18 protein-coding genes are annotated in these 21,890 nt (G+C 63.4%); 7 read left to right on the top strand and 11 right to left on the bottom strand.

All coding sequences use genetic code 11. From position 1 onward, the window contains the following. Positions 1–28 precede the first annotated feature (28 nt). The gene (locus C4K39_RS01490; RefSeq protein ID WP_068580200.1) at positions 29–2,377 is read right to left on the bottom strand and encodes an FdhF/YdeP family oxidoreductase; all 2,349 of its coding nucleotides are present in this window, start codon (positions 2,375–2,377) and stop codon (positions 29–31) included. A 267-nt stretch (positions 2,378–2,644) separates the two neighbouring features. Further along, positions 2,645–3,532 carry a LysR family transcriptional regulator gene (locus C4K39_RS01495; RefSeq protein WP_068580202.1) on the bottom strand — a complete coding sequence of 296 codons (888 nt, stop codon included), beginning with the start codon at positions 3,530–3,532 and terminating at the stop codon, positions 2,645–2,647. 135 nt (positions 3,533–3,667) lie between these two features. Between C4K39_RS01495 and lysM the strand changes: the two genes are divergently transcribed. Then, positions 3,668–4,108, top strand: a complete 441-nt coding sequence (lysM, locus tag C4K39_RS01500) for a peptidoglycan-binding protein LysM (protein WP_068580204.1) — start codon at positions 3,668–3,670, stop codon at positions 4,106–4,108. Positions 4,109–4,160: 52 nt separating this feature from the next. Here the strand turns inward: lysM and yrfG are convergent, their stop codons facing one another. Then, complete coding sequence (gene yrfG, locus C4K39_RS01505) at positions 4,161–4,829, bottom strand: GMP/IMP nucleotidase (protein ID WP_068580205.1); 669 nt, start codon at positions 4,827–4,829, stop codon at positions 4,161–4,163. Positions 4,830–4,981: 152 nt separating this feature from the next. Between yrfG and nudE the strand changes: the two genes are divergently transcribed. Both nudE and cysQ read left to right on the top strand, forming a co-directional pair. Beyond that, positions 4,982–5,548, top strand: coding sequence for an ADP compounds hydrolase NudE (gene nudE / locus C4K39_RS01510; protein WP_124345505.1), 567 nt, complete (start codon positions 4,982–4,984; stop codon positions 5,546–5,548). Between the two features lie 8 nt (positions 5,549–5,556). After that, positions 5,557–6,384: a 3'(2'),5'-bisphosphate nucleotidase CysQ gene (cysQ, locus tag C4K39_RS01515; RefSeq protein ID WP_124348308.1), complete on the top strand. Its 828-nt coding sequence runs from the start codon at positions 5,557–5,559 to the stop codon at positions 6,382–6,384. A 36-nt stretch (positions 6,385–6,420) separates the two neighbouring features. Here cysQ and C4K39_RS01520 read toward each other — a convergent pair whose 3' ends face one another. The 7 genes from C4K39_RS01520 to rfbB all read right to left on the bottom strand — a co-directional run bounded on the left by C4K39_RS01520 (position 6,421) and on the right by rfbB (position 13,677). Further along, on the bottom strand, positions 6,421–6,876 hold the full coding sequence (locus C4K39_RS01520) for a YiiD C-terminal domain-containing protein (protein WP_124345506.1): 456 nt from the start codon (positions 6,874–6,876) through the stop codon (positions 6,421–6,423). Between the two features lie 39 nt (positions 6,877–6,915). Continuing rightward, positions 6,916–8,322 carry a sigma-54-dependent transcriptional regulator gene (locus tag C4K39_RS01525; RefSeq protein ID WP_124345507.1) on the bottom strand — a complete coding sequence of 469 codons (1,407 nt, stop codon included), beginning with the start codon at positions 8,320–8,322 and terminating at the stop codon, positions 6,916–6,918. A gap of 79 nt (positions 8,323–8,401) precedes the next feature. After that, positions 8,402–10,210 (bottom strand): sensor histidine kinase, encoded by a 1,809-nt coding sequence (locus C4K39_RS01530; protein ID WP_124345508.1) that lies wholly within the window; start codon positions 10,208–10,210, stop codon positions 8,402–8,404. Between the two features lie 92 nt (positions 10,211–10,302). Beyond that, entirely contained in the window at positions 10,303–11,184 is an 882-nt protein-coding gene (rfbD, locus tag C4K39_RS01535) for a dTDP-4-dehydrorhamnose reductase (RefSeq protein WP_124345509.1), read from the bottom strand. Then, complete coding sequence (gene rfbC, locus C4K39_RS01540; protein WP_124345510.1) at positions 11,181–11,726, bottom strand: dTDP-4-dehydrorhamnose 3,5-epimerase; 546 nt, start codon at positions 11,724–11,726, stop codon at positions 11,181–11,183. The genes rfbD and rfbC overlap by 4 nt, the downstream gene beginning before the upstream one ends. Then, positions 11,723–12,598: a glucose-1-phosphate thymidylyltransferase RfbA gene (gene rfbA / locus C4K39_RS01545; RefSeq protein WP_124345511.1), complete on the bottom strand. Its 876-nt coding sequence runs from the start codon at positions 12,596–12,598 to the stop codon at positions 11,723–11,725. Before rfbA ends, rfbC begins: the two co-directional genes overlap by 4 nt. Continuing rightward, a complete protein-coding gene (rfbB, locus tag C4K39_RS01550) occupies positions 12,595–13,677 on the bottom strand; it encodes a dTDP-glucose 4,6-dehydratase (protein WP_068580226.1) in 1,083 nt (360 codons plus the stop codon). The genes rfbA and rfbB overlap by 4 nt, the downstream gene beginning before the upstream one ends. Before the next feature lie 237 nt (positions 13,678–13,914). Between rfbB and C4K39_RS01555 the strand changes: the two genes are divergently transcribed. From C4K39_RS01555 to C4K39_RS01570, 4 genes are all read left to right on the top strand, one after another. After that, positions 13,915–16,833 (top strand): aminotransferase, encoded by a 2,919-nt coding sequence (locus C4K39_RS01555; protein ID WP_124345512.1) that lies wholly within the window; start codon positions 13,915–13,917, stop codon positions 16,831–16,833. Positions 16,834–17,092: 259 nt separating this feature from the next. Then, entirely contained in the window at positions 17,093–17,971 is an 879-nt protein-coding gene (gene aguB / locus C4K39_RS01560; protein ID WP_124345513.1) for an N-carbamoylputrescine amidase, read from the top strand. 5 nt (positions 17,972–17,976) lie between these two features. Continuing rightward, positions 17,977–19,083, top strand: a complete 1,107-nt coding sequence (gene aguA, locus C4K39_RS01565) for an agmatine deiminase (protein WP_068580233.1) — start codon at positions 17,977–17,979, stop codon at positions 19,081–19,083. 246 nt (positions 19,084–19,329) lie between these two features. After that, positions 19,330–19,530: a hypothetical protein gene (locus C4K39_RS01570; protein ID WP_068580235.1), complete on the top strand. Its 201-nt coding sequence runs from the start codon at positions 19,330–19,332 to the stop codon at positions 19,528–19,530. 68 nt (positions 19,531–19,598) lie between these two features. Here the strand turns inward: C4K39_RS01570 and C4K39_RS01575 are convergent, their stop codons facing one another. Then, positions 19,599–21,689, bottom strand: a complete 2,091-nt coding sequence (locus C4K39_RS01575; RefSeq protein WP_068580237.1) for a TonB-dependent receptor — start codon at positions 21,687–21,689, stop codon at positions 19,599–19,601. Positions 21,690–21,890 lie beyond the last annotated feature (201 nt).

Consider the following 21,890-nt stretch of genomic DNA (forward strand, 5'->3'; position numbering starts at 1 on the left):
AGCGGCCTTTTTTGTGCCCGCGATTCCGTCAAGCCGAGCGTGCCATGATCAGGCCGTTGTCGCTGGCAGCCTCCAGGCGGATGGCGATGAACTTGGAGGTCGGGGTATGGCTGCCGTCACCGGTGCTTTCCAGCGGCACCAACGGGTTGACCTCAGGGTAGTAGGCCGCGGCCTGGCCGGCCGGGATGTCGAAAGCCAGCAGGGTGAAGCCCTTGACCCGGCGTTCGCGGCCATCGTTCCACAGCGACACGATATCGGCCTTCTGCCCTGGCTTGAACCCCAGGCGGATGATGTCCGCTTCGTTGACGAACAGCACGTCACGTTGGCCCTTCACCCCGCGGTAGCGGTCATCGAGGCCGTAGATGGTGGTGTTGTACTGATCGTGGGAGCGCATCGACTGCAGGATCAGGTCCGGCTGCTTGCCGCTGGCCCGGGTGCGTTCATCGATCAGGTCCTTGGGCAGCAGGTTGGCGCGGAAGTTGGCGCGCCCCGAGGAAGTGTTCCACTGGCGAGCGCCGGCGGCGTTGCCCAGGTAGAAGCCGCCTGGGTGCTTGAGGCGCTCGTTGAACTCCTTGAAGCCTGGGATGGTGTCGGCGATCAGGTCGCGGATGCGCCCGTAGTCGGCGGCCAGCCAGTTCCAGTCCACCGGGCGGTTGCCCAGGGTGGCCGCGGCGATGCCCGCCAGGATCCAGGGCTCGGAGCGCATGTGCGCCGACAGCGGCTGCAACTGGCCGTTGGAGGCGTGGACCATGCTGAAGGAGTCTTCCACGGTGACCGCTTGTGGGCCGCCAGCCTGCAGGTCGATGTCGGTGCGTCCCAGGCACGGCAGGATCAGTGCATCCTTGCCGTGGGCCAGGTGGCTGCGATTGAGCTTGGTGCTGATCTGCACGGTGAGGTCGCAGTTGCGCAGGGCCTGGAACGTCCGCTCGCTGTCCGGAGTGGCCTGGGCGAAGTTGCCCCCAAGGCCGATGAATACCTTGGAACGGCCTTCGAGCATGGCGTGGATCGCCTCGACCACGTTATGACCGTTGTCCCTGGGCACCTTGAACTGGAAGCGCCGCTCCAGGGAGTCGAGGAAGGCCACCGGCGGCCGCTCGTTGATGCCCATGGTACGGTCACCCTGGACGTTACTGTGGCCGCGGACCGGGCACAGGCCGGCGCCGGGCCTGCCGACGTTGCCGCGCAGCAGCATCAGGTTGGCGATTTCCTGGATGGTCGCCACCGAATGGCGATGCTGGGTAATGCCCATGGCCCAGCACATGATGACGTTCTTGCCCTTGGCGTACATGCGCGCCGCCTGCTCGATCTCCACCAGGGTCAGGCCCGACTGCTCGACGATCTGCTCCCATGGGGTGTCGTCGATGGTGCCCAGGTATTCCAGCACCTGGGCGGTGTGGGTGTTGAGGAAGTCGTGGTCGAATACGGCCGCGGTCCCGGCCTTCTGCGCGTCGCGTTCCCATTGCAGGAGGAACTTGGCCATGCCGCGCAGCAACGCCATGTCACCACCCAGGGCCGGGCGGAAATACGCGGTATTGGTCGGGCGATTGCCGTTGGTGAGCATCTCCAGGGGATTCTGCGGGTGCTGGAAGCGTTCCAGGCCGCGCTCCTTCAACGGATTGACGCACACCACCTGGGCACCGCGCTTCACCGCCTCGCGCAGGGGTTCGAGCATCCGCGGATGGTTGGTGCCGGGGTTCTGGCCCCAGACGAAGATCGCGTCGGAGTGTTCGAAATCGTCGAAGGTTACCGTGCCCTTGCCCACCCCGACGCTCTGCGCCAGGGCCACGCCACTGGCTTCGTGGCACATGTTCGAACAGTCGGGGAAGTTGTTGGTGCCGTAGGCCCGCACGAACAACTGGTAGAGATAGGCCGCCTCGTTACTGGCCCGGCCCGAGGTGTAGAACTCGGCCATGTCCGGGCTCGGCAGGTTCAGCAGGTGGCGGGCGATCAGGCTGAAGGCGTCTTCCCAGCTGATGGGGCGGTAGCGATCGGTCTCGGCGTCATAGCTCATCGGCTCGGTCAGCCGGCCCTGGTACTCGAGCCAGTAGTCGCTCTGTTCCAGCAGGGCACTGACGCTGTGCTTGGCGAAGAAGGCGCCGTCCACCCGGCGCTTGGTGGCTTCCCAGTTCACCGCCTTGGCGCCGTTCTCGCAGAACTTGACCATGCCGCTTTCCGGCGAGTCGCCCCAGGCGCAGCCCGGGCAGTCGAAGCCGCCGTTCTGGTTGGTCTTGAGCATCATGCGGATGTTCTTCAGGGCGTTGTCGCTGGTCAGCCAGGCCTGGGCCACGCTGATCAGGGCACCCCAACCACCGGCCGGCCCCTTGTAGGGCTTGTAGCGGGCTACGGGTTTCTGGTCGGCTTGGTTATGTGTACTCACGGGCGACTCTCCATCGCGGGGTTGTCGGGCCGCAATGCGCTTCGATGCGGCAGCTGGACAAGGTAGTGGCTGTGATGACGCGACCCTCACCGGGCCTGGCGGAAGCTCGAGAAGCGAGCACGGGGGCGGGCCTCGCAGGAGCTGGCGCTGCGCAGGGCGGGCGTTTGGCGGTCATCGGGGGATCAGCGGCGTACTGGGAGGCAAGCCTAAGCGCGGCATTGTGTCGCGTCTAATTGCTAGTACTGATCCTTTGATAGATGGCGTCGATCAAGCGCCATCGAGCAGTTTCTGGTAGAGGGCGAAGCAGGCTTCGGCCAGGGCCGAGCGCGGTGCGCTGCGACGCATGATCAGGCCCAGGCGAGCCAGGGTCTGGGCGTCTTCTATGGGTTGCAGGCGCAGATGCTCGGTCATGGCCTCCAGGCCGCTGTCCAGGGGCATCACCGCGCAGCACAGGCCGCCATGGACCATCTGCACCAACTGATGGACGGCATCGGTCTGCAGGACGGGGCGTGGGTGCAGTCCGCGGATATGGAAGTTGTGATCGATGGACTGGCGAAAATGCATGCCGCTGGTCAGCAGGCCCAGGGGCAGTTCGGTCAGCGCTTCCCAGCTCAGCGGTTGCTCGCCGAAGCTGAAGTGCCGTTGGTCGTACAGCAGTCCCATATGCGTCTGGGCCAGGGTCAGGGAGTCGAAGTGCTCGCCGTCCAGGCGTTCCAGGTAGGACACCCCGAGGTCCAGGCGATTACTCGCCAACTGCTCGAGGATCTGTTCCGAACTCAGGGACGAGAGTTCGAAGCGCAGGTGCGGGTGTTCGGCGTGCAGGCGCTGCATCAGTGGCTGCGGGTCGAAGCTCGACAGCGGGACCACCCCCAAGCGCAGGGTGCCCACCAGGTTGCCACGGCAGGCAGCGGCTTCGGCCAGCAAACCGTCATAGGCGGTGAGTACGGTACGGGCCCAGGCCAGGACCCGCTCGCCGGGCGCGGTGAAACCTTCGAAGCGCTGGCCACGGTTGACCAGCGGCAGCTCAAGCTCCTCCTCGAGGTTGCGCAGGCGCATCGACAGGGTCGGCTGGGTGATGTGGCAACGGGCGGCGGCCTGGCCGAAGTGGCGGGTTTCGTCCAGGGCGATGAGGAATTTCAGCTGCTTGATGTCCATCTTCGCTCCGGCGCGACAAAAGGCCGGGATTCTACCGTGCCGGCGTGGCCTTGGTCAGTGGTCGGCCGGGAACCTCGATCGGCCGGGCTGGTCTAGTCTTTCGCATCTGGATCTATCAACCAAGGAGTGTGCGACATGAGCATTTTCAGCTTTGTGAAGGAAGCCGGTGAGAAACTGATCGACTTGCTGACCCCGGGTAACGCCAACGCCAGCGAGCAGCTCAAGGAACACATCGCCAAGGTCGGCCTGGGCAACCCCAACGTCCAGGCGACGGTGGAAGGCGACAAGGTCATCGTCAAGGGTGAAGTGGCGAGCCAGGAAGAGAAGGAAAAGATCCTTCTGGCCCTGGGCAACATCGCCGGTGTCGGCAGTGTCGAGGACCAGGTCACCGTCACTGGCCCAACCGTGGTGTCGGCCGTATTCGTCACCGTGAAGAAGGGCGATACCCTGAGCGCCATCGCCAAGGTCCAATACGGCGACGCCAACAAGTACAACAAGATCTTCGAGGCCAACAAGCCCCTGCTGTCCCATCCGGACAAGATCTATCCGGGGCAGGTCCTGCGCATCCCCGAGTGATCGGATAGCGGCTTTCTCAGTCAGGCCTGCCTCTTTCGGGGGGTAGGCCTGGCTAGTCCAGCAGGCCCTTGATCAGTTCCCGATAATCCCCCACTGCCGCGAACTCCGCGGTGTCCTTCGGCCCTTTGCGGCTGTCCGGCTGGCTCACCGCAAGCAGTTGCCCTACTCCGAAGTCCCGTGCGCTGCGCAGAATTGGCAAGGTGTCGTCGATGAACAGGCTGCGCTTGGGGTCGAAGTGGATATCGGCCTGCAAGGCGTCCCAGAACTGCAGGTTCTCCTTGGGGAACCCATAGTCGTGGGAACTGATCAGGCGCTCGAAGTACGGCGCCAACTCGATCCGCTCCAGTTTCAGCGAAAGCGAATCGCGGTGTGCGTTGGTGATCAGGATCACCCGCTTGCCGGCCTGCTTGAGCGCCGCGAGGAATGTATCGGCGTCCGGGCGCAGGGCGATCAGGTGGGCGGTCTCCAGCTTCAGTTCACGTACTGGCAACCTGAGTTCGGTGCTCCAGAAGTCCAGGCAATACCACTGCAACTGTCCGGCGTTACGCTCGAACAAGGGCTGCAGCTCCAGTTCGGCCATGGCCCGGCTGACCCCATGCAGCTCGGCATAGCGACGGGGCAGGTGCTCCAGCCAGAAATGGTTGTCGTAGTGCAGGTCCAGCAAGGTGCCGTCCATGTCCAGCAGGACGGTATCGATATCGCGCCAGGGCATCAGGGTCATTGACTACTTCTCCAACGGAAAACAATCGACCGGCAAGGGCGATCACATGCAGTAAACAATAGGTCCGGCAGCGGCCGCGCGCCGCTGCAATCTGCAACCCAGTCACTTTCAAACAGGCTGTATAGTAACCAGCTATCGCCAAGGAGCCCGCCATGCGTCAGAAACCCACCGTACTTGCCCGAGAGATTGTCGCTACCAGTCGCCTGTTTTGTGTCGAGCAGGTTCAACTGCGCTTCGCCAATGGTGCCGAGCGTACCTACGAGCGGCTGGTGGGGCGGGGCGCAGGCTATGGCGCGGTGATGGTCGTGGCCATGCTCGATAGCGAGCATGCCGTGCTGGTGGAAGAGTATTGCGGTGGTACCGATGCCTATGAATTGTCGCTGCCCAAGGGCCTGATCGAGCCCGGCGAAGACGTGCTGGCGGCGGCCGAGCGCGAGCTCAAGGAGGAGGCCGGGTTTGGCGCGCGGCAGCTGGAACACCTGACCGAGTTGTCGCTGTCCCCGGGCTACATGAGCCAGAAGATCCAGGTGGTGCTGGCCACCGATCTGTATGAAGAGCGCCTGGAGGGCGATGAGCCCGAGCCGATGCGGGTCGACAAGATCAACCTGCGGGAGCTGGCCGGGCTGGCGCAGAATCCGCAGTTCAGTGAAGGCCGTGCCCTGGCTGCGTTGTACCTGGCCCGCGATCTTTTGAGCCAGCGTGGAGTCTTTCAAGCATGAACGAGATGATGAACTTTCCCCATCCCCTGCTGGCGCCCGTGGTCGACCTGGCACTGCGTGCCGGTGAAGCGATCCTGCCGTTCTGGCGCGCCGATGTAGCGGTCGAGCGCAAGGCCGATGAGTCGCCGGTGACGGCCGCCGACCTGGCCGCCCATCACTTGATCGTGGCGGGCCTGCAAGCCCTGGCCCCGGAGATCCCGGTACTTTCCGAAGAAGATGCCGACATTCCCCAGGTTACCCGTGCCGGTTGGCAACGTTGGTGGCTGGTGGACCCGCTGGATGGCACCAAGGAGTTCATCGCCGGGAGCGAGGAGTTCACCGTCAATATCGCTCTCATCGACCAGGGACGGGTGGTCTTTGGCGTGGTGGCGATGCCCACCAGCGGGCGCTGCTACCTTGGCGGCGCGGGGCTTGGTGCCTGGCGCCTCGATCGGGGCGAGGCGCCTCAGGCGATCGCGGTACGTGAGCAGCCGGGAGCGGGCGAAGCCTTTACCGTGGTGGCCAGCCGGCGTCATTCCAGCCCCGATCAAGAGCGCCTGCTAGCTGGCTTGGGTGCGGCCGTGGGCGAGTTGCAACTGGCCAATATCGGCAGCTCGCTGAAGTTCTGCCTGCTGGCCGAAGGGGCCGCGGATTGCTATCCGCGCCTGGCGCCCACTTCGCAGTGGGATACCGCTGCCGCCCAGGGCGTGCTCGAAGGTGCCGGTGGCGAGGTGCTGGATCTGGCCGGTGCACCGTTTTGCTATCCGCCCCGGGAGTCGTTGCTCAATGGCTTCTTCCTCGCGCTGCCGGCCAAAGCGCCCTGGCGCGCCAAGCTACTGGAACTGTGCGGTAAATAGCCGATAGCCGCAGGTCCTGCCCTCGGTGAGCACTATTCAGCGGTGCAGCACGTACTGTCCGGCGAAGAGCACGGCATCGTCGCTGCTGCCGGCATTCACCACTCGGGTGTGCAGGGTCAGGCGGGCCCGTCCATAGCGCTGGTACATCGCGAGGAATTTCTTCCAGACCTTGTCCTCGGGGGCTGCGCAGATCGCCTGGGCATCCCCGGTGACCGGCAACGGGTAGCTGATCTGCCCCTCCTGGATGACGATGTGCCCATCCTCGATTCCTTCCTCCCGAAGCCGCAAGTGCAACCATCCCCAGCCGGCCAGTACGGCGCCGCAATAGAGACTGCCGCCGAACATGGTGCTCTTGTGGTTCACGTTGGCATCCAGGGGGAGTTGCAGGCGCAGTTGTTGCGCTTGCCAGTCGAGTACCTTCAGGCCCATGTCCCGGGTCAGGGGAATGTCGTGGTGGAGGATGGATTCCAGGTAGCGACTGTCACGGTTCATGCACGGGCCTCAAGGGTCATTGGGGTTGGGAGCGATGGCTTACTCGGATTCGTCGCTGGAATGGCTGGCACCGCTGTCGGCGAAGTTCAGGCCATGCTTGCGCAACTTGTCATGCAGGGTCTTGCGGGGAATGCCCAGGGCCTCGGCGAGGCTACGCATCGAGCCATGAGGTTGGGCCATCTCCGCGGCGATCAGGGACTTCTCGAAATGCTCCACCTGTTCGCTCAAGCCGCCACTGATCAGCGGCGGCGTAGCGGTCGGGGCATGGCCCGGGTCGCCATTGTCCAGGGCCAGCTCCAGGCCCAGGGCGAAGCGTTCGGCAACGTTCTGCAGTTCCCGTACGTTGCCCGGCCAGTCGTGGCGCAGCAACAGGGCTCGATGCCCGGGTTGCAGCTCCTGGGCGGGAAGGCCGTGGCGGGTGCTGGCTTCATCGGCAAAATGCTGGAACAGCATCAGCACGTCCTCACCGCGCTCGCGCAACGGTGGAATTCGCAGCGGAGCCACGTTCAGGCGGTAATAGAGGTCGGCGCGAAAGCGCCCCTGGTCGGCCGCTTGGCGCAAGTCTTCCTTGGTGGCGGCAATGATGCGGATATCCAGCGGGATCAGCTGGTTGCCCCCCAGGCGCTCCACAACACGCTCCTGGAGCAGGCGTAGCAGCTTGACCTGGACATCCAGGCTCATGCTTTCGATTTCATCGAGGAACAGGGTGCCGCCATTGGCGAACTCGAACTTGCCGATGCGACGTTTCTGCGCCCCGGTGAACGCCCCTGATTCGTGGCCGAACAGTTCGCTCTCCACCACCGATTCCGCCAGCGCCCCGGCGTTGATCGCCACGAACGGCCCGTTGCGGCGGCCCGACAGGTCGTGCAGGGCCCGCGCCACCACCTCCTTGCCGGCCCCGGTCTCGCCGAGGATCAGCACGTCGGCGCGAGTCGCAGCGAGGGCGCCGATCTGTTGGCGCAGGCGCAGCATGGATGCCGATTGGCCCACCAGTCGTGCGCTCAGTTCCTGGCGGTCGCTCAGGGCCAGGCGCAGGCTGCGGTTGTCCAGGACCAGCCGGCGCCAGGCCAGGGCGCGACGCACGCTGTCCAGCAGGGCGTCGCTGGCAAAGGGTTTCTCCAGGAAGTCGTAGGCCCCGGCGCGCATCGCCTGCACGGCCAGCGGTACGTCGCCATGGCCGGTGATCAGCAGCACCGGCAGCTCCGGGTCCTGGGCATGCAATTGGCTGAGCAGTTCCATGCCGTCGATGCCCGGCATGCGGATGTCACTGACCACCACCCCCGGCCAATCCCGTTCCAGGCGTTCGGCCAGGCCCTGGGCTTCTCCCAGGGACAGGACCTTGAGCCCGGCCAGGTCCAGGGTCTGGCTCAGGGCCTGGCGCAAGTGTGGGTCGTCATCGATCAACACCACTTGCAACTGGGGGTCGAGGCTGTCGGGACGGGTCATTGGTCACTTTCCAGGTCGTGTCGTGGCCGCCCCTGCAAGGTCGGCCCATGGCTTGTTCGCGTGTGGCGCGCGTCGCGTTTCATACCCCGCGGTCCTCGGATGGCTGTGGGCTGACTCCCGGAGCCCCGGCCCGCAAACGCAGGGTGATCAGGGCACCGCCTTCGCGATGGTTGGCGAACGCCAGCTCACCGCCGAAGGCTCGCATCAGGGTGTCGCAGATTGCCAGCCCCAGGCCCAGGCCCTGGGTTCGCGTCTTGGTGGTGTAGAACGGCTCTCCGGCGCGTCCCAGGGCTTCCATGCAGAAACCCGGGCCATTGTCGCGGATGTACAGGTTGACGCCCGTGGCGGTGGATTCGGCACTCAGCCACAGCTTGCGTGGCGGGCCTTTTTCGGTGAGGGCATCCAGGGCGTTGGCCAGCAAGTTGCCCAGTACCTGGCGCAAGCGGGTTTCCCCGGCCTCGACCCACAGGGTAGCGGCCGGCAGGTCGCGGATCAGCTCCACGTCCATGGCTCGACGGCGCTTGGCCAACAGGGCCAGGGCATCGTCCAGGGCCGGCTGCAGGGCGACGCTCTCCGGTGCGTGGTGATCGCGCCGGGCAAACGCCCGCAAGTGGGTGATGATCGAGGCCATGCGCCCGGTCAATTCGCTGATCAGCTTGAGGTTGCCCCGGGCGTCGTCGGTGCGTTGATGGTCCAGCAGCACCTCAGCGTTTTCAGCGTAGCTGCGGATCGCCGCCAGTGGCTGGTTGAGCTCGTGGCTGATACTGGCGGACATGGTGCCCAATGCCGAAAGCTTGCCAGCCTGGACCAGGTCGTCCTGGGCACGTACCAGTTCCTGCTGGGCGGTCTCGCGTTCCAGCACTTCCTGCTTCAGGCGTCGGTTGAGGTTCTCCAGGTCGCTGGTGCGCTCGGCCACGCGCATCTCCAGCTCCCGCCGGGCCTTGCCTTCGAAAGCGATCCGTTCCATGTAGTGCTGGCGGCGTTGCATCATCAGTCCGAGCAGCAGCATCAGCACCAATAGAGCTGCGGCGCCAATCGCCAGGACGGTGCGTACTGGGCGGTCGATCAGGGTGCGCGGGGCGAGGATGCTGACGCTCCAGCCGGTTTCCTCGATCTGCTGGGTCTGCACCAGCCAGGCCTTGGAATTGAGATCCAGAGGACGTGGAGTGCGGGTTGGATAGGGTTGGATGGCGACGATCGCCTGGCGTTCTTCCTCGTTTAGCGGGCGAGTCGCGCGAAAGCGCCATTCCGGGCGCGAGGTGAGAATCACCACACCGTTGTGATCGGTCACCAGAAGCTGTTCCGGTGTCTTGCCCCACAAGCGTTCGGTGTGGTCCAGGTCGACCTTGACCACGAGGACCCCGAGCATCCGCTCGCCTTCGCGTACCGCAGCGGCGAAGAAATAGCCGCGCTTGGCCGAGGTGGTCCCCAGGCCGAAGAAGCGCCCGAGGCGGCCGGCCATGGCCTCGCTGAAGTACGGGCGGAAGGCAAAGTTACGGCCCACGAAGCTGTCGTGCTTGTCCCAGTTGGAGGCCGCCAGGGTCTTGCCGCTGGTGTCCATCAGGTACATGACTTCGGCGCCGGTCTGGGCGCTGATGTTCTTGAGCAGGCGGTTGGCATTGCCCTGGGTGACGCCATCGTCCGGGGCCCCTAGCAGCGCCCGCAGTGCTGGCAAGTCGCCAAGGATCTGCGGCAGTACTTCGTAGCGATGCAGGGTGCCCAGCAGGTTGGCTACGTAGAGGTCCAGGGTCTGGCTGTTCTGGCTGGTCAGCTCATTGCGGTAGTAACGTTCCGCCAGGTGCTCCAGTGGCCACAGCAGCGGTGCCAGGCACAGGGCCAGCAAGGCCAGGCTGCGCCAGCGGGGACGACGGGGGAGGGCTGTGGTCATGGAAATGGCGCCTGTGGACAGAGGCGCATTATGCCCAGGGTCGGTCGACGTTTGGTAACGGGCCGCGGTGCCCGGCCAAACGTCGACAGGCTTTAGCCCTGTTCGGCAAGGCACTCGCGCAAAGCGGTGTGCCAGTCCGGCTGGATCACGCCCCATTCCCGAGCCAGGTGGGTGCAGTCCAGGCGCGAGTTCAGCGGCCGTGGTGCCGGGGTCGGATAGGCGCTGGACGCAATGGCCTCCAGCACCGCGCAAGGCTTGTTCATGGCCAGCAATTGCTCGCCGATAGCCTGGGCGAAGCCGAACCAGGAAGTTTCACCATGGGCGGTGAGATGGTAGGTGCCCCAGGCCCCCGGAGTACCTGCCCGCCAGCGCTCGATCAGGGCTCGGGTGCTGTTGGCGATGGTGCCGGCCCAGGTCGGGGCGCCGACCTGATCGGCCACCACCCGCAGTTCCGGCCGCTCCTGTAACAGGCGTTGCATGGTCAGCAAGAAGTTCTTGCCGTGGCTGGAATAGACCCAGCTGGTACGCAGGATCAGGTGCTGGCCCTCGACCAGGTTGATCGCCCGTTCGCCTGCCAGCTTGCTCTGGCCGTAGACGCTCAGCGGATTGGGCTCGTCCTCTTCCACGTAGGGCGTGTCCTTGCTGCCGTCGAACACGTAGTCGGTGGAGTAGTGGATCAGCGGAATGCCCAAGTCGAAGGCTTCCTGGGCGAAGACCCCGGGGGCCGTGGCATTGATGGCAAAGGCCAGGTCCGGCTCGCTTTCAGCCTGGTCCACCGCGGTGTGGGCCGCGGCATTGATGATCAGGTCCGGGCGCAGTGCCCGGACCTGTTGGCGGATCTGATCCGGATGGCTCAGGTCCAGCCGGTCGCGCCCCAGGACCAGCAGTTCGCCCAGGTCCCCGAGCCGCTGTTGCAACTCGCGGGAGACCTGGCCGTGCTGGCCGCTGATTAGGATTTTCAAGGGAGCGTTCATGGAAACAGTTCGGCCTCCGTTAGCAGGCTTCCTGCCAGGTCCTTGGCAGATAGTTGCGGGGGCTCGATGAGCTCCCAGTCGATGGCCAGCGTCGGATCGTCCCAGCGAATGCAGCGTTCTGCTGATGGAGTGTAGTAGTCAGTGGTCTTGTAGAGAAATTCGGCAAAATCGCTGAGAACCACGAAACCATGGGCGAACCCTTCGGGTACCCACAGCTGGCGATGATTGGCCGCCGACAGGCGTACTGCCACCCATTGACCGAAGTTCGGTGAACCGCGGCGGATGTCGACGGCCACGTCGAGTACTTCACCCAGGGTGACGCGTACCAGCTTTCCCTGGGTATTCTGCATTTGGTAATGCAGGCCACGCAGCACGCCTTTCTGCGAGCGCGAGTGATTGTCCTGGACAAACTCAACGTTTAATCCGGTTGCTTCGGCGAAGGCTTTAGCGTTGAAGCTTTCGTAAAAAAAACCACGCTCATCTCCGAACACCTTGGGTTCGATGATCAGCACGCCCGGCAGATCGGTTGCAATGACCTTCATTGGGCCTCTCCAGCCAGGGAGAACAGGTATTGGCCGTAGCCGGTCTTGCCGAAATACGCGGCGCGTTCCAGCAGATGTTCACGGCTGATCCAGTGATTCTCGTAGGCGATCTCTTCCAGGCAGGCGACTTTCAGGCCCTGGCGGTGTTCGATGGTCTGCACGTACTGCGAGGCTTCCAGCAAGCTATCGTGGGTGCCGGTGTCGAGCCAGGCAAAGCCTCGGCCAAAGCGCTCCACATGTAGATCGCCACGCTTGAGGTAGGCATTGTTGACGTCAGTAATTTCCAGCTCGCCACGGGGCGAAGGCTTGACCGCCTTGGCGATCTGCACCACGTCATTGTCGTAGAAGTACAGGCCGGTGACGGCATAGCTGGATTTGGGGTGCTTGGGTTTTTCTTCGATGGACAGTGCGCGACCTTCATTGTCGAAGTCGATGACGCCAAAGCGCTCAGGATCCTTGACCCAGTAGCCAAATACCGTGGCGCCGCTGGCGCGTTTGGCAGCAACGCTCAACTGTTCGCCAAAGTACTGGCCGTGAAAGATGTTGTCGCCCAGGATCAGGCAGACCGGATCGTTGCCGATGAATTCCTCGCCGATCAGGAATGCCTGGGCCAGGCCATCCGGTGAGGGTTGCTCGGCGTAGCTGAAACGGACCCCGAACTGGCTGCCGTCACCGAGAAGATTTCGATACTGAGGAAGGTCCAGGGGGGTGGAAATGATCAGGATGTCCTGAATACCCGCCAGCATTAGCACTGAAATCGGGTAATAGATCATCGGTTTATCGTAGATCGGCAACAGTTGCTTGGAAACGCCGAGAGTGATGGGGTGCAGACGGGTACCGGAACCGCCCGCCAGAACAATGCCCTTGATCATGCAATCAGATCCTTGATGTTGGTGGAACCCAGGCGTTCGCCCTGGTAGCTGCCGTCCTGTACCCGACGACACCATTCGAGATTGTCCAGGTACCACTGCACGGTCTTGCGCAACCCGCTGGCAAAGGTTTCTTCTGGCACCCAGCCCAGTTCGTGCTCGATCTTGCTGGCATCGATGGCATAGCGCTGGTCGTGGCCAGGACGGTCCTGGACGAAGGTGATCAGGTCGGTGTAATGGGCCACGCCTGCTGGTTTTTCCGGGGCCAGCTCTTCCAGCAGGCCGCAGATACCGCGCACCACATCGATGTTCTTTTGTTCGTTATGGCCGCCGATGTTGTAGGTCTCGCCTACCACGCCTTCGGTCACGACCTTGAACAGGGCTCGTGCGTGGTCCTCCACATACAGCCAGTCACGTACTTGCAGGCCGTTGCCGTAGACCGGCAGAGGCTTGCCCGCGAGGGCATTGAGGATCACCAATGGGATCAGCTTCTCGGGGAAGTGGAATGGACCGTAGTTATTGGAGCAGTTGGTGATCAGCACCGGCAGGCCATAGGTACGCTGCCAGGCGCGGACCAGGTGGTCGGATGCAGCCTTGCTCGCGGAGTAAGGCGAGCTGGGAGCGTAGGGCGTGGTCTCGGTGAACAGGTCGTCGACGCCATGCAGGTCGCCATAGACCTCGTCAGTGGAGATATGGTGGAAGCGGAAGGCGGCTTTTTCCGCCTCGGGCAGCTGCTGCCAGTAAGCGCGCGTCGCTTCCAGCAGGCTGTAGGTGCCAACGATATTGGTCTGGATGAAGTCCGATGGCCCATCGATGGAGCGATCTACATGGGATTCGGCCGCCAGGTGCATGATCGCATGGGGCTGGAAGCGTGCCAGGACTGCGCTGACGGTGGCCTGGTCGATGATATCGGCCTTGACGAATTCGTAGCGGCTGTTGCTGGCGATGCTATGCAGCGACTCCAGGTTGCCTGCGTAGGTCAGTTTGTCCAGGTTCAGCACCTCGTGTTCCGTGTGCTGAATCAGGTGACGGACCAAAGCCGAGCCGATAAAACCGGCTCCGCCGGTGACGAGAATGCGCATGTGAGGTGGCCTGTGTCCTTTAAAGAGATCATTTACTGCAAAAATGCAGCATAGCTTGTCGGCACGAAGCTCGCGGTGCAATAGGCACTGCTCATCGTTTGTGCCATGAGGGATCGAATACCGTCTGGTAAGGCCGTGTGGCAGCCTGGGTGGAGGCTGTTCAGGAGCGCGAGCACTTGCGTATCGCCCTGGCCAATGGCGATATAAGCGACCAATAACAATTACCGGGGTCGTTGTATGTTGCTCGCCACCTTGATCCACCGTGCCAGCCTGCCCAGTCCACAGGTCACCGAGCAGCAAGCGCTGGAGCTGTTGCAGACCCACTACGGCCTGCAAGGTTCCTTGCAGTCGCTGGGCAGCCAGCAGGATCTCAATTACCGCCTCGACAGCCCGCAAGGCCGCTTTGTGCTGAAGATCTGCCGTGGCGACTACTCCACCCTGGAGTTGCAGGCGCAGCATGAAGGCCTCGGGCATTTGCGACAGCATCCCGAATTGCGGGTGCCTCGGGTCGTTCCGGCCAAGAACGGTGCGGACCTGCTGACCCTGGAGCTTGCCGGACAGACCCTGCATGTACGCGTGCTCGACTATATAGAAGGCCGCTCCCTGACCCATCTGCCACACCTGGGCATCGAGCTGGTCGCGGGCCTGGGGCGGCTCTGCGGGCAGATGGACCTGGCCCTGGCGGATTTCCAGCATCCCGGGCTCGAGCGCACCCTGCAGTGGGATGCCCGGCATGCCCAGGCATTGATCGAGCACTTGCTGCCAGTGATCGAGGATCCCCGGCAACGCGCCTTGATCGCGGCGGCGGCGCAGCGCGCCGAGCGTCACCTGCGACCGTTGGTCGAGCAGTTGCCGGTACAGGCGATCCATATGGACATCACCGACGACAACGTCGTCTGGCGCCGAGACGCGGCACGGCATTGGCAATTGCAGGGGGTGATCGATTTCGGCGATCTGGTCCGCACCTGGCGCATCACCGACCTGTCGGTGACTTGCGCGTCGCTGTTGCATCACGCCGAGGGCGATCCGTTGCGCATCCTGCCGGCAATCCAGGCCTACCACCAGGTCAATCCGCTGCAGCGCTCGGAGTTGCTGGCGCTGTGGCCTCTGATCGTTGCCCGGGCCGCGGTGCTGGTACTCAGCGGTGAGCAGCAGGTCGGTATCGATCCGGGCAACGAATACAGCCGCGCCAACCTGAATCACGAGTGGGAAATCTTCCGGGTCGCTTCTTCCGTGCCTTTCGAACTGATGGAGGCGGCGATTCTGGGGGCTGTCGGCCAGTCGCTGCCGGCCATCGCCAGCGAGGGCTTTGCTCCGCTGTTGCCAAGCCTGGTAGGGCGTGAGTTCGCCCTGATCGACCTGGGGGTGTTGAGCCCGCACTTCGAGGCCGGTAACTGGGAACAACCGGGAATCGACGATCGCCTGCTGGCCGAAGCGGGGGCCGCCCATGGCCTGGCCGCCAGTCGCTATGGCCAATACCGCCTGTCGCAGACCCGTCCCGACAGCGCGCTGGAGCCGCAAACCTGTCCTGTGCATGTCCAATTGCAAGTGCCTTCGGGTACCACGGTGGAAGCCCCGTTCGCCGGTGTCCTGCACACGGCCGCTGGCGGCCTGCTGCGCCTTGATGGGCCAGGGCTGAGCTTGCGCCTGTGGGGTGTCGAGGCGGCGCTGCAACCAGGAGCCGCCTTGGTCAAGGGCCAGGTATTGGGGGCCGTGGCGGCCGACGGTCGGCTCAAGGTGCAGTTGTGCCGTGGCGCCGAGCTCGATCCACCGCTGTTCTGCACCCCGACCCGGGCTATGGCCTGGCAGGCCCTGTGCCCCTCGCCGGCGGCACTGCTGGGGCTGGCCTGCGATGCTGAGCCGGAGGTGGATGCCCAGGCCCTGCTGGCCCGGCGCGATGCCAGTTTCGCCCGCACCCAGAAGCACTATTACGTCGATCCACCACGGATCGAGCGGGGCTGGCGCAATCACCTGATCGACATGCAGGGGCGCTCCTACCTGGACATGCTCAATAACGTCGCGGTGCTCGGCCATGGCCACCCGCGGATGGCCGCCGAAGCTGCGCGCCAGTGGTCGCTGCTCAACACCAACTCGCGCTTTCACTATGCGGCCATTGCCGAGTTCTCCGAGCAATTGCTGGCGCTGGCGCCGGACTCCATGGACCGGGTGTTCCTGGTCAACAGTGGCACCGAGGCCAACGACCTGGCGATCCGCCTGGCCTGGGCCTACAGCGGTGGACGCGACATGCTCAGCGTGCTGGAGGCCTACCACGGTTGGTCGGTGGCTGCCGATGCGGTTTCCACCTCGATCGCCGATAACCCCCAGGCCCTCACCAGCCGCCCGGACTGGGTCCACCCGGTAACCGCCCCCAACACTTATCGTGGCGAGTTCCGGGGCCCGGACACCACCGCGCAGTACTTGCGCAGCGTCGACCAGCAACTGGCCAAGCTCGACGAAACAGGGCGCCAGTTGGCCGGTTTCATCTGCGAGCCGGTGTATGGCAATGCCGGTGGGATCTCGCTGCCCAAGGGCTACTTGGGTGAGGTCTACCAGCGGGTCCGGGAGCGGGGTGGGGTGTGCATCGCCGACGAGGTCCAAGTGGGGTATGGCCGCATGGGCGAATTCTTCTGGGGGTTCCAGGAGCAAGGCGTGGTCCCGGACATCATCACCATGGCCAAGGGCATGGGCAACGGCCAGCCCCTGGGGGCAGTGATCACCCGGCGCGAGATCGCCGAGGCGCTGGAGGCCGAAGGGTACTTCTTCTCCTCGTCCGGCGGCAGCCCGGTCAGTTGCCGCATTGGCATCGCGGTATTGGATGTCATGCGTGAAGAGGGGCTCTGGGACAACGCCCGGGTCGTGGGACGGCACTTCCGGCAGCGCCTGGAGGCACTCAAGGCCCTGCATCCGCTGGTGGGGGCGGTGCATGGTTCGGGTTTCTACCTGGGCCTGGAGCTGATTCGCGATCACCAGACCCTGGAACCGGCTACCGAGGAAACCGCCCTGCTGTGCGAGCGCCTGCGCGAGCTGGGCATCTTCATGCAGCCCACCGGCGACTACCTGAATATTCTCAAGATCAAGCCACCGATGGTCACCACCCGGCAGAGTGTCGATTTCTTCGTCGACATGCTGTCCAAGGTGTTGGGCGAAGAACTCTAGGCCTGGACCCTCATGGACCGGCGCCGCATGTCCAGGTTGCTGGGCGGGAGCCGGCCCATGGGGACAGCCTAGGTATTGAAATGGCTTAAATCGATTATTATCGAATTTATTTCGATGTTTTTTGATTCTATGGATCTTATTAGCTTCTAAAGTCGATTTTTATCGGATATAAAGTGGCCGTCGTCGGGCAGAAATTTGCCGTGCCCGCACGCTTTCATCCGTTGTCTTCGACTGCGTCCATTCGCCCAGGAGTTGATCCATGAGCCGTACCGTTACCGTCGCCGCTACCCAGATGGCCTGTTCCTGGGACCTTGAGGCCAACCTCGACACCGCTGAAAAGCTGGTGCGCGAAGCCGCCGCCAAGGGCGCGCAGATCATCCTGATCCAGGAGCTGTTCGAGACTCCGTACTTCTGCCAGAAGCCCAATCCGGACTACCTGCAACTGGCCACGCCGACCGAGGCCAATGCGGCCATCGCGCACTTCCAGAAGCTTGCCCGGGAGCTGCAAGTGGTGCTGCCCATCAGCTTCTTCGAACTGGCTGGCCGGGCGCGCTTCAACAGCATCGCGATCATCGATGCCGATGGCAGCAACCTCGGGATTTATCGTAAAAGCCATATCCCGGACGGCCCCGGTTACCACGAGAAGTACTACTTCAATCCGGGGGATACCGGCTTCAAGGTGTGGAACACCCGCTACGCCAAGATTGGCGTGGGCATCTGCTGGGACCAGTGGTTCCCCGAGTGCGCGCGCAGCATGGCCCTGCAGGGGGCAGAAATCCTGTTCTACCCCACCGCCATCGGCAGCGAGCCCCACGATTCGAGCATTTCTTCGCGCGACCATTGGCAGCGGGTGCAACAGGGCCATGCCGGCGCCAACCTGATGCCGCTGGTGGCCAGCAACCGCATCGGCAACGAGGAGCAGGACGGCTACGACATCACCTTCTACGGTTCGTCCTTTATCGCCAACCCGTTCGGCGAGAAGGTCCAGGAGCTCAACCAGACCGAAGAAGGTATCCTTGTGCACAGTTTCGACCTCGACGAGCTCGAGCACATCCGCAGCGCCTGGGGCAGTTTCCGTGACCGCCGTCCGAACCTCTATGGCGCCCTGAAAACCCTCGACGGTTCCCTGGAGTCCTGAACACTATGAGTACTTTGCACAGCACGCCGCGCGCCGACGGTTTCTACATGCCGGCCGAATGGGCCACCCAGACCCAGGCCTGGATGATCTGGCCCGAGCGTCCGGATAACTGGCGCCTGGGCGGCAAGCCAGCCCAGGCGGCCCATGCCGCAGTGGCCAAGGCCATTGCCCGCTTCGAACCGGTGACCGTGGCGGTGTCCGCGGCCCAGTATGAAAACGCCCGGGCGCGCCTGGACGTACCCAATATCCGCGTGGTGGAGATGTCCAGCGATGACGCCTGGGTCCGCGACACCGGCCCGACCTTCGTCATCAACGACACCGGCGAAGTACGTGGCGTGCACTGGGGCTTCAACTCCTGGGGCGGCTTCGAGGGCGGCCTGTACGCGCCGTGGAATCGCGATGAGCAGGTGGCCAGCAAGGTGCTGGAGATCGAGCGTTGCCAGGAATACCGCACCGAGGGCTTCGTGCTCGAGGGCGGTTCGATCCACGTCGATGGCGAAGGCACCCTGATCACCACCGAGGAATGCCTGCTCAACCACAACCGCAATCCGCACCTGTCTCGCGAGCAGATCGAGGCGGTGCTGCGTGATCACCTGGCGGTGGAACAGATCGTCTGGCTGCCGGACGGCCTGTACAACGACGAAACCGACGGCCATGTGGATAACTTCTGCTGCTACGTGCGTCCGGGCGAAGTGCTGCTGGCCTGGACCGACGACCCGCAGGACCCGAACTACCCTCGTTGCCAGGCCGCCATGCAGGTGCTGGAAAACACCCGCGACGCCAAGGGCCGCGCGTTCAAGGTGCACAAGATGCCGATCCCCGGGCCGCTGTATGCCACCGAGGAAGAGTGCGCCGGAGTCGATGCGGTAGAAGGCAGCCAGGAGCGCAACCCATCGGTGCGCCTGGCCGGCTCCTACGTGAACTTCCTGATCGTCAATGGCGGGATCATCGCCCCGAGTTTCGATGATCCGATGGACGCACCCGCCAAGGCGATCCTGCAGCAATTGTTCCCTGAGCACGAAGTGGTGATGGTGCCTGGGCGCGAACTGTTACTGGGCGGCGGCAACATCCACTGCCTTACCCAACAGCAGCCCGCCCCCCACCGGATTTGAGTGCCGTTGTAACAGAAGTTGTCGACTGCGTGACGGTCAACAAACCCGGCCCATCCTGAGATTCTTCAGAGCGCCCGCAGCCCAGATGGGTTGCGGGCTTTTTCATGGCCGCATGCCCGTATGCCGGGCACATTGGCACAGCTCTTGTATCGGACCTGTGGTGATTCTGAGACATGTGGAACTCTGATGTTCTGTCATAAACCTTGGATAAGTTAGGCCGCTCAGATACCGGGAGAGAGCGCTGGAATGAACATGGTCAGCGAGCGGGCATCGCATCCCTTGGCAATGAGTAATGAGTCACTGCAGGTTCTGGTGCAATGGTTGAAATCCAATGGCACGCGTCAGATGAGGGAACCTGATCCGCGCCGGATCATCATCGAGCGTTACCCCGCTGGATTGCTCAGCGAGGCGGAGCTGCAAGCACTGTGGGATGTGGTGAAAGGATAGAACGACAATGGATTGTAAAAAGCGCTGCCAGGATGGCAGCGCTTTTTTTCGCCTGTGATCCGCACGGATCAGAAGCTGTAGGTCCCGCTGACCACCAGGCTGCGGGGGTCGCCCGGTTGGATCTGGTAGGCGCTGGTGGCGGAGCTGTAGTAGTCGCGGTTGGCGATGTTGTTCAGCGCCGCGCGCACATCCCAGTCCTTGTGGCGGTAGCCGGCCAGGGCGTCCCAGCGGCCGTAGCCGGGTAGCGCCACGGTATTGGCGTTGTCGGCGAAACGATCGCCCACCAGGGTCAGGCCGGTTTCGGCATACCAGCCCAGCTCGGGTTTCCAGGTCACGAACAGGCTGGCGTTACGCTTGGCCACATCGTTGATGCGCTTGCCCTCGTTACCGTTGTCGTCCTTGACGATGGTGGCGTCCTGCAGGCCGATGCCTCCTCGTACATACCAATTGCCGACCACATTGCCGGTGGCGGTCAGTTCGAGGCCGCGTGAACGCTGCAGCCCCGTCAGCAGGTAGGTTCCCTTGTTCAGCGGGTCTTCTGTACGGCGGTTGTACAGTTCGATTTCGTACAGCGCGAGGGTGGTGCTCAAGCGCTCGTCGAGCCACTCGCTCTTGACCCCGATTTCCTTCTGTCGGGTCAGCTCGGGAGCGGTCTGGTTGGTATTGCCCTTGGCTCCCGGAGAGATGCCGATAAGACCGCCGCCAACCGGGGCGAAGGACTTGCTCCAGGAGGCGTAGAACGAGTGATCTTTCCACGGCGTGTAGACCAGCCCCACACGTGGGCTGGTGCTGGTGCTGTCCTGCTTTTCCTGCAGGCCCGAAAGCTTGCTGGTGGTTTCCACTTCGAAGCGGTCGAAGCGTACGCCGGCCAGCAACTGCCACTCGTCGTTCAGGCGGATCTGGTCCTGCAGGTACAGGCCGGCACTGTCGACGTTGGTCAGGTTGTTGCTGAATACCTTCATCGCACCGTTGTGCTGCTGGCGTGCGGTGGCGCCGCTCAGGGGAGCGCCGGGCACGCCGACGCCTTGATTGAGCAGCGAGTGGCGGCGTTGCTCGCCTACTTCCAGGCCCGCCAGCAATGTGTGCTCGATGCCGTAGGTTTGCACATGGCCTTCGAGCTCGACGGTGTTGTACAGGTTGCGGGTACTCAGGTCCTGCTGCCAGCGCTGACGGTCTACCAGGCCTGTCGCCGGTTTGTAGCCTGTGAGGTAGGTGTTGTCGAAATCGCTCTCCAGCTTGAACAGGCTGAAGCTGTGACGCAGTTGCCACTGGTCGTTGAGGTCATAGCTCAGGCGCGAGCGCAGCGATTGGGCGCGGTCGTTGATGTAGTCGCGCTGGGTGTCGCCATAGGTGGTCTTGCGGCTGACATCGGCCGGGCGTCCGGTCAGCGGGTTACCCGGGATACCACGGTCGGGAGTGCGGTCGTAGCGGCTGTACTCGTATTGCACCAGCCAGTTCAGGTCCGGGCTCAGTTGCCAGCTCATGGAGGGGGCGAACAGTTGGCGATGATTGCCGTCGATACCATCGCGGAAGCTGTTCCTGTCCTCGTTGCCCAGGTTCAGGCGCAAGCTGATGTTGTCCGTCGGGTCGGCGCTGAGGTCGGCGTACAGGCTACGCAGGTCCTGGCTGCCACCCTGGACCTCGACGCTGGAACGGCGCCCGGCTTCGGGCAGTTTGCTCACCCGGTTGACGATGCCACCCTGGCTGCCACGGCCATAGAGCACCGCTGCCGGGCCCTTGAGGACCTCGATCCGCTCGATGTTGTGCAGGTCGCGCACATACTGGCTGTCGTCGCGGATGCCATCCAGGTAGAAGTCGTTGCTGGCGTCGAAGCCACGAATCCGGATGCTGTCAAAGCGTGTGTCGGCGCTACTGCTGACGTTGGGAATACCGCCCAGGGCGCTGCCCAGGTCGTTGGTACCGTAATCGCGCAGGTTGCTGGTCTTCACCGTATCGATGGCCTGGGGCACGTAGCGGGCAGGCGTCGAGGTGCGGGTCGCGGTGCTCACTTCCCTGACCCGGGGGTCGTCGGGGCTGCTCCCTGCCTCGGCACGAATGGAGGTGGTGGGCAGGGTGGTGCCGGCGGCGCAGGCGAAACCGCTGGCCAGCAGGGTGCAGAGTCCCAGGGACAGGGGGGTGAGGCGGAAATGGGCAGGCATTATGAAGCGCATCCGAGAGGAGGAAATTCGAAGGGTGCGAATGGTAATGCTTGCTATTTACGTATGTTAATTATTTGCTAAAACACGATCGGGTCTATTGTTTCAAATTATTTCAAAGCGCTATCACTTCAATTCCAGCCAATGATTCGTCCGCTGGCGCTACTCAAATGGAAAGATTCGACCGGTTACGGCAACAGACTA

It is taken from the genome of Pseudomonas sessilinigenes (assembly GCF_003850565.1).
In the GTDB taxonomy this organism is placed as follows: Bacteria; Pseudomonadota; Gammaproteobacteria; order Pseudomonadales; family Pseudomonadaceae; genus Aquipseudomonas; species Aquipseudomonas sessilinigenes.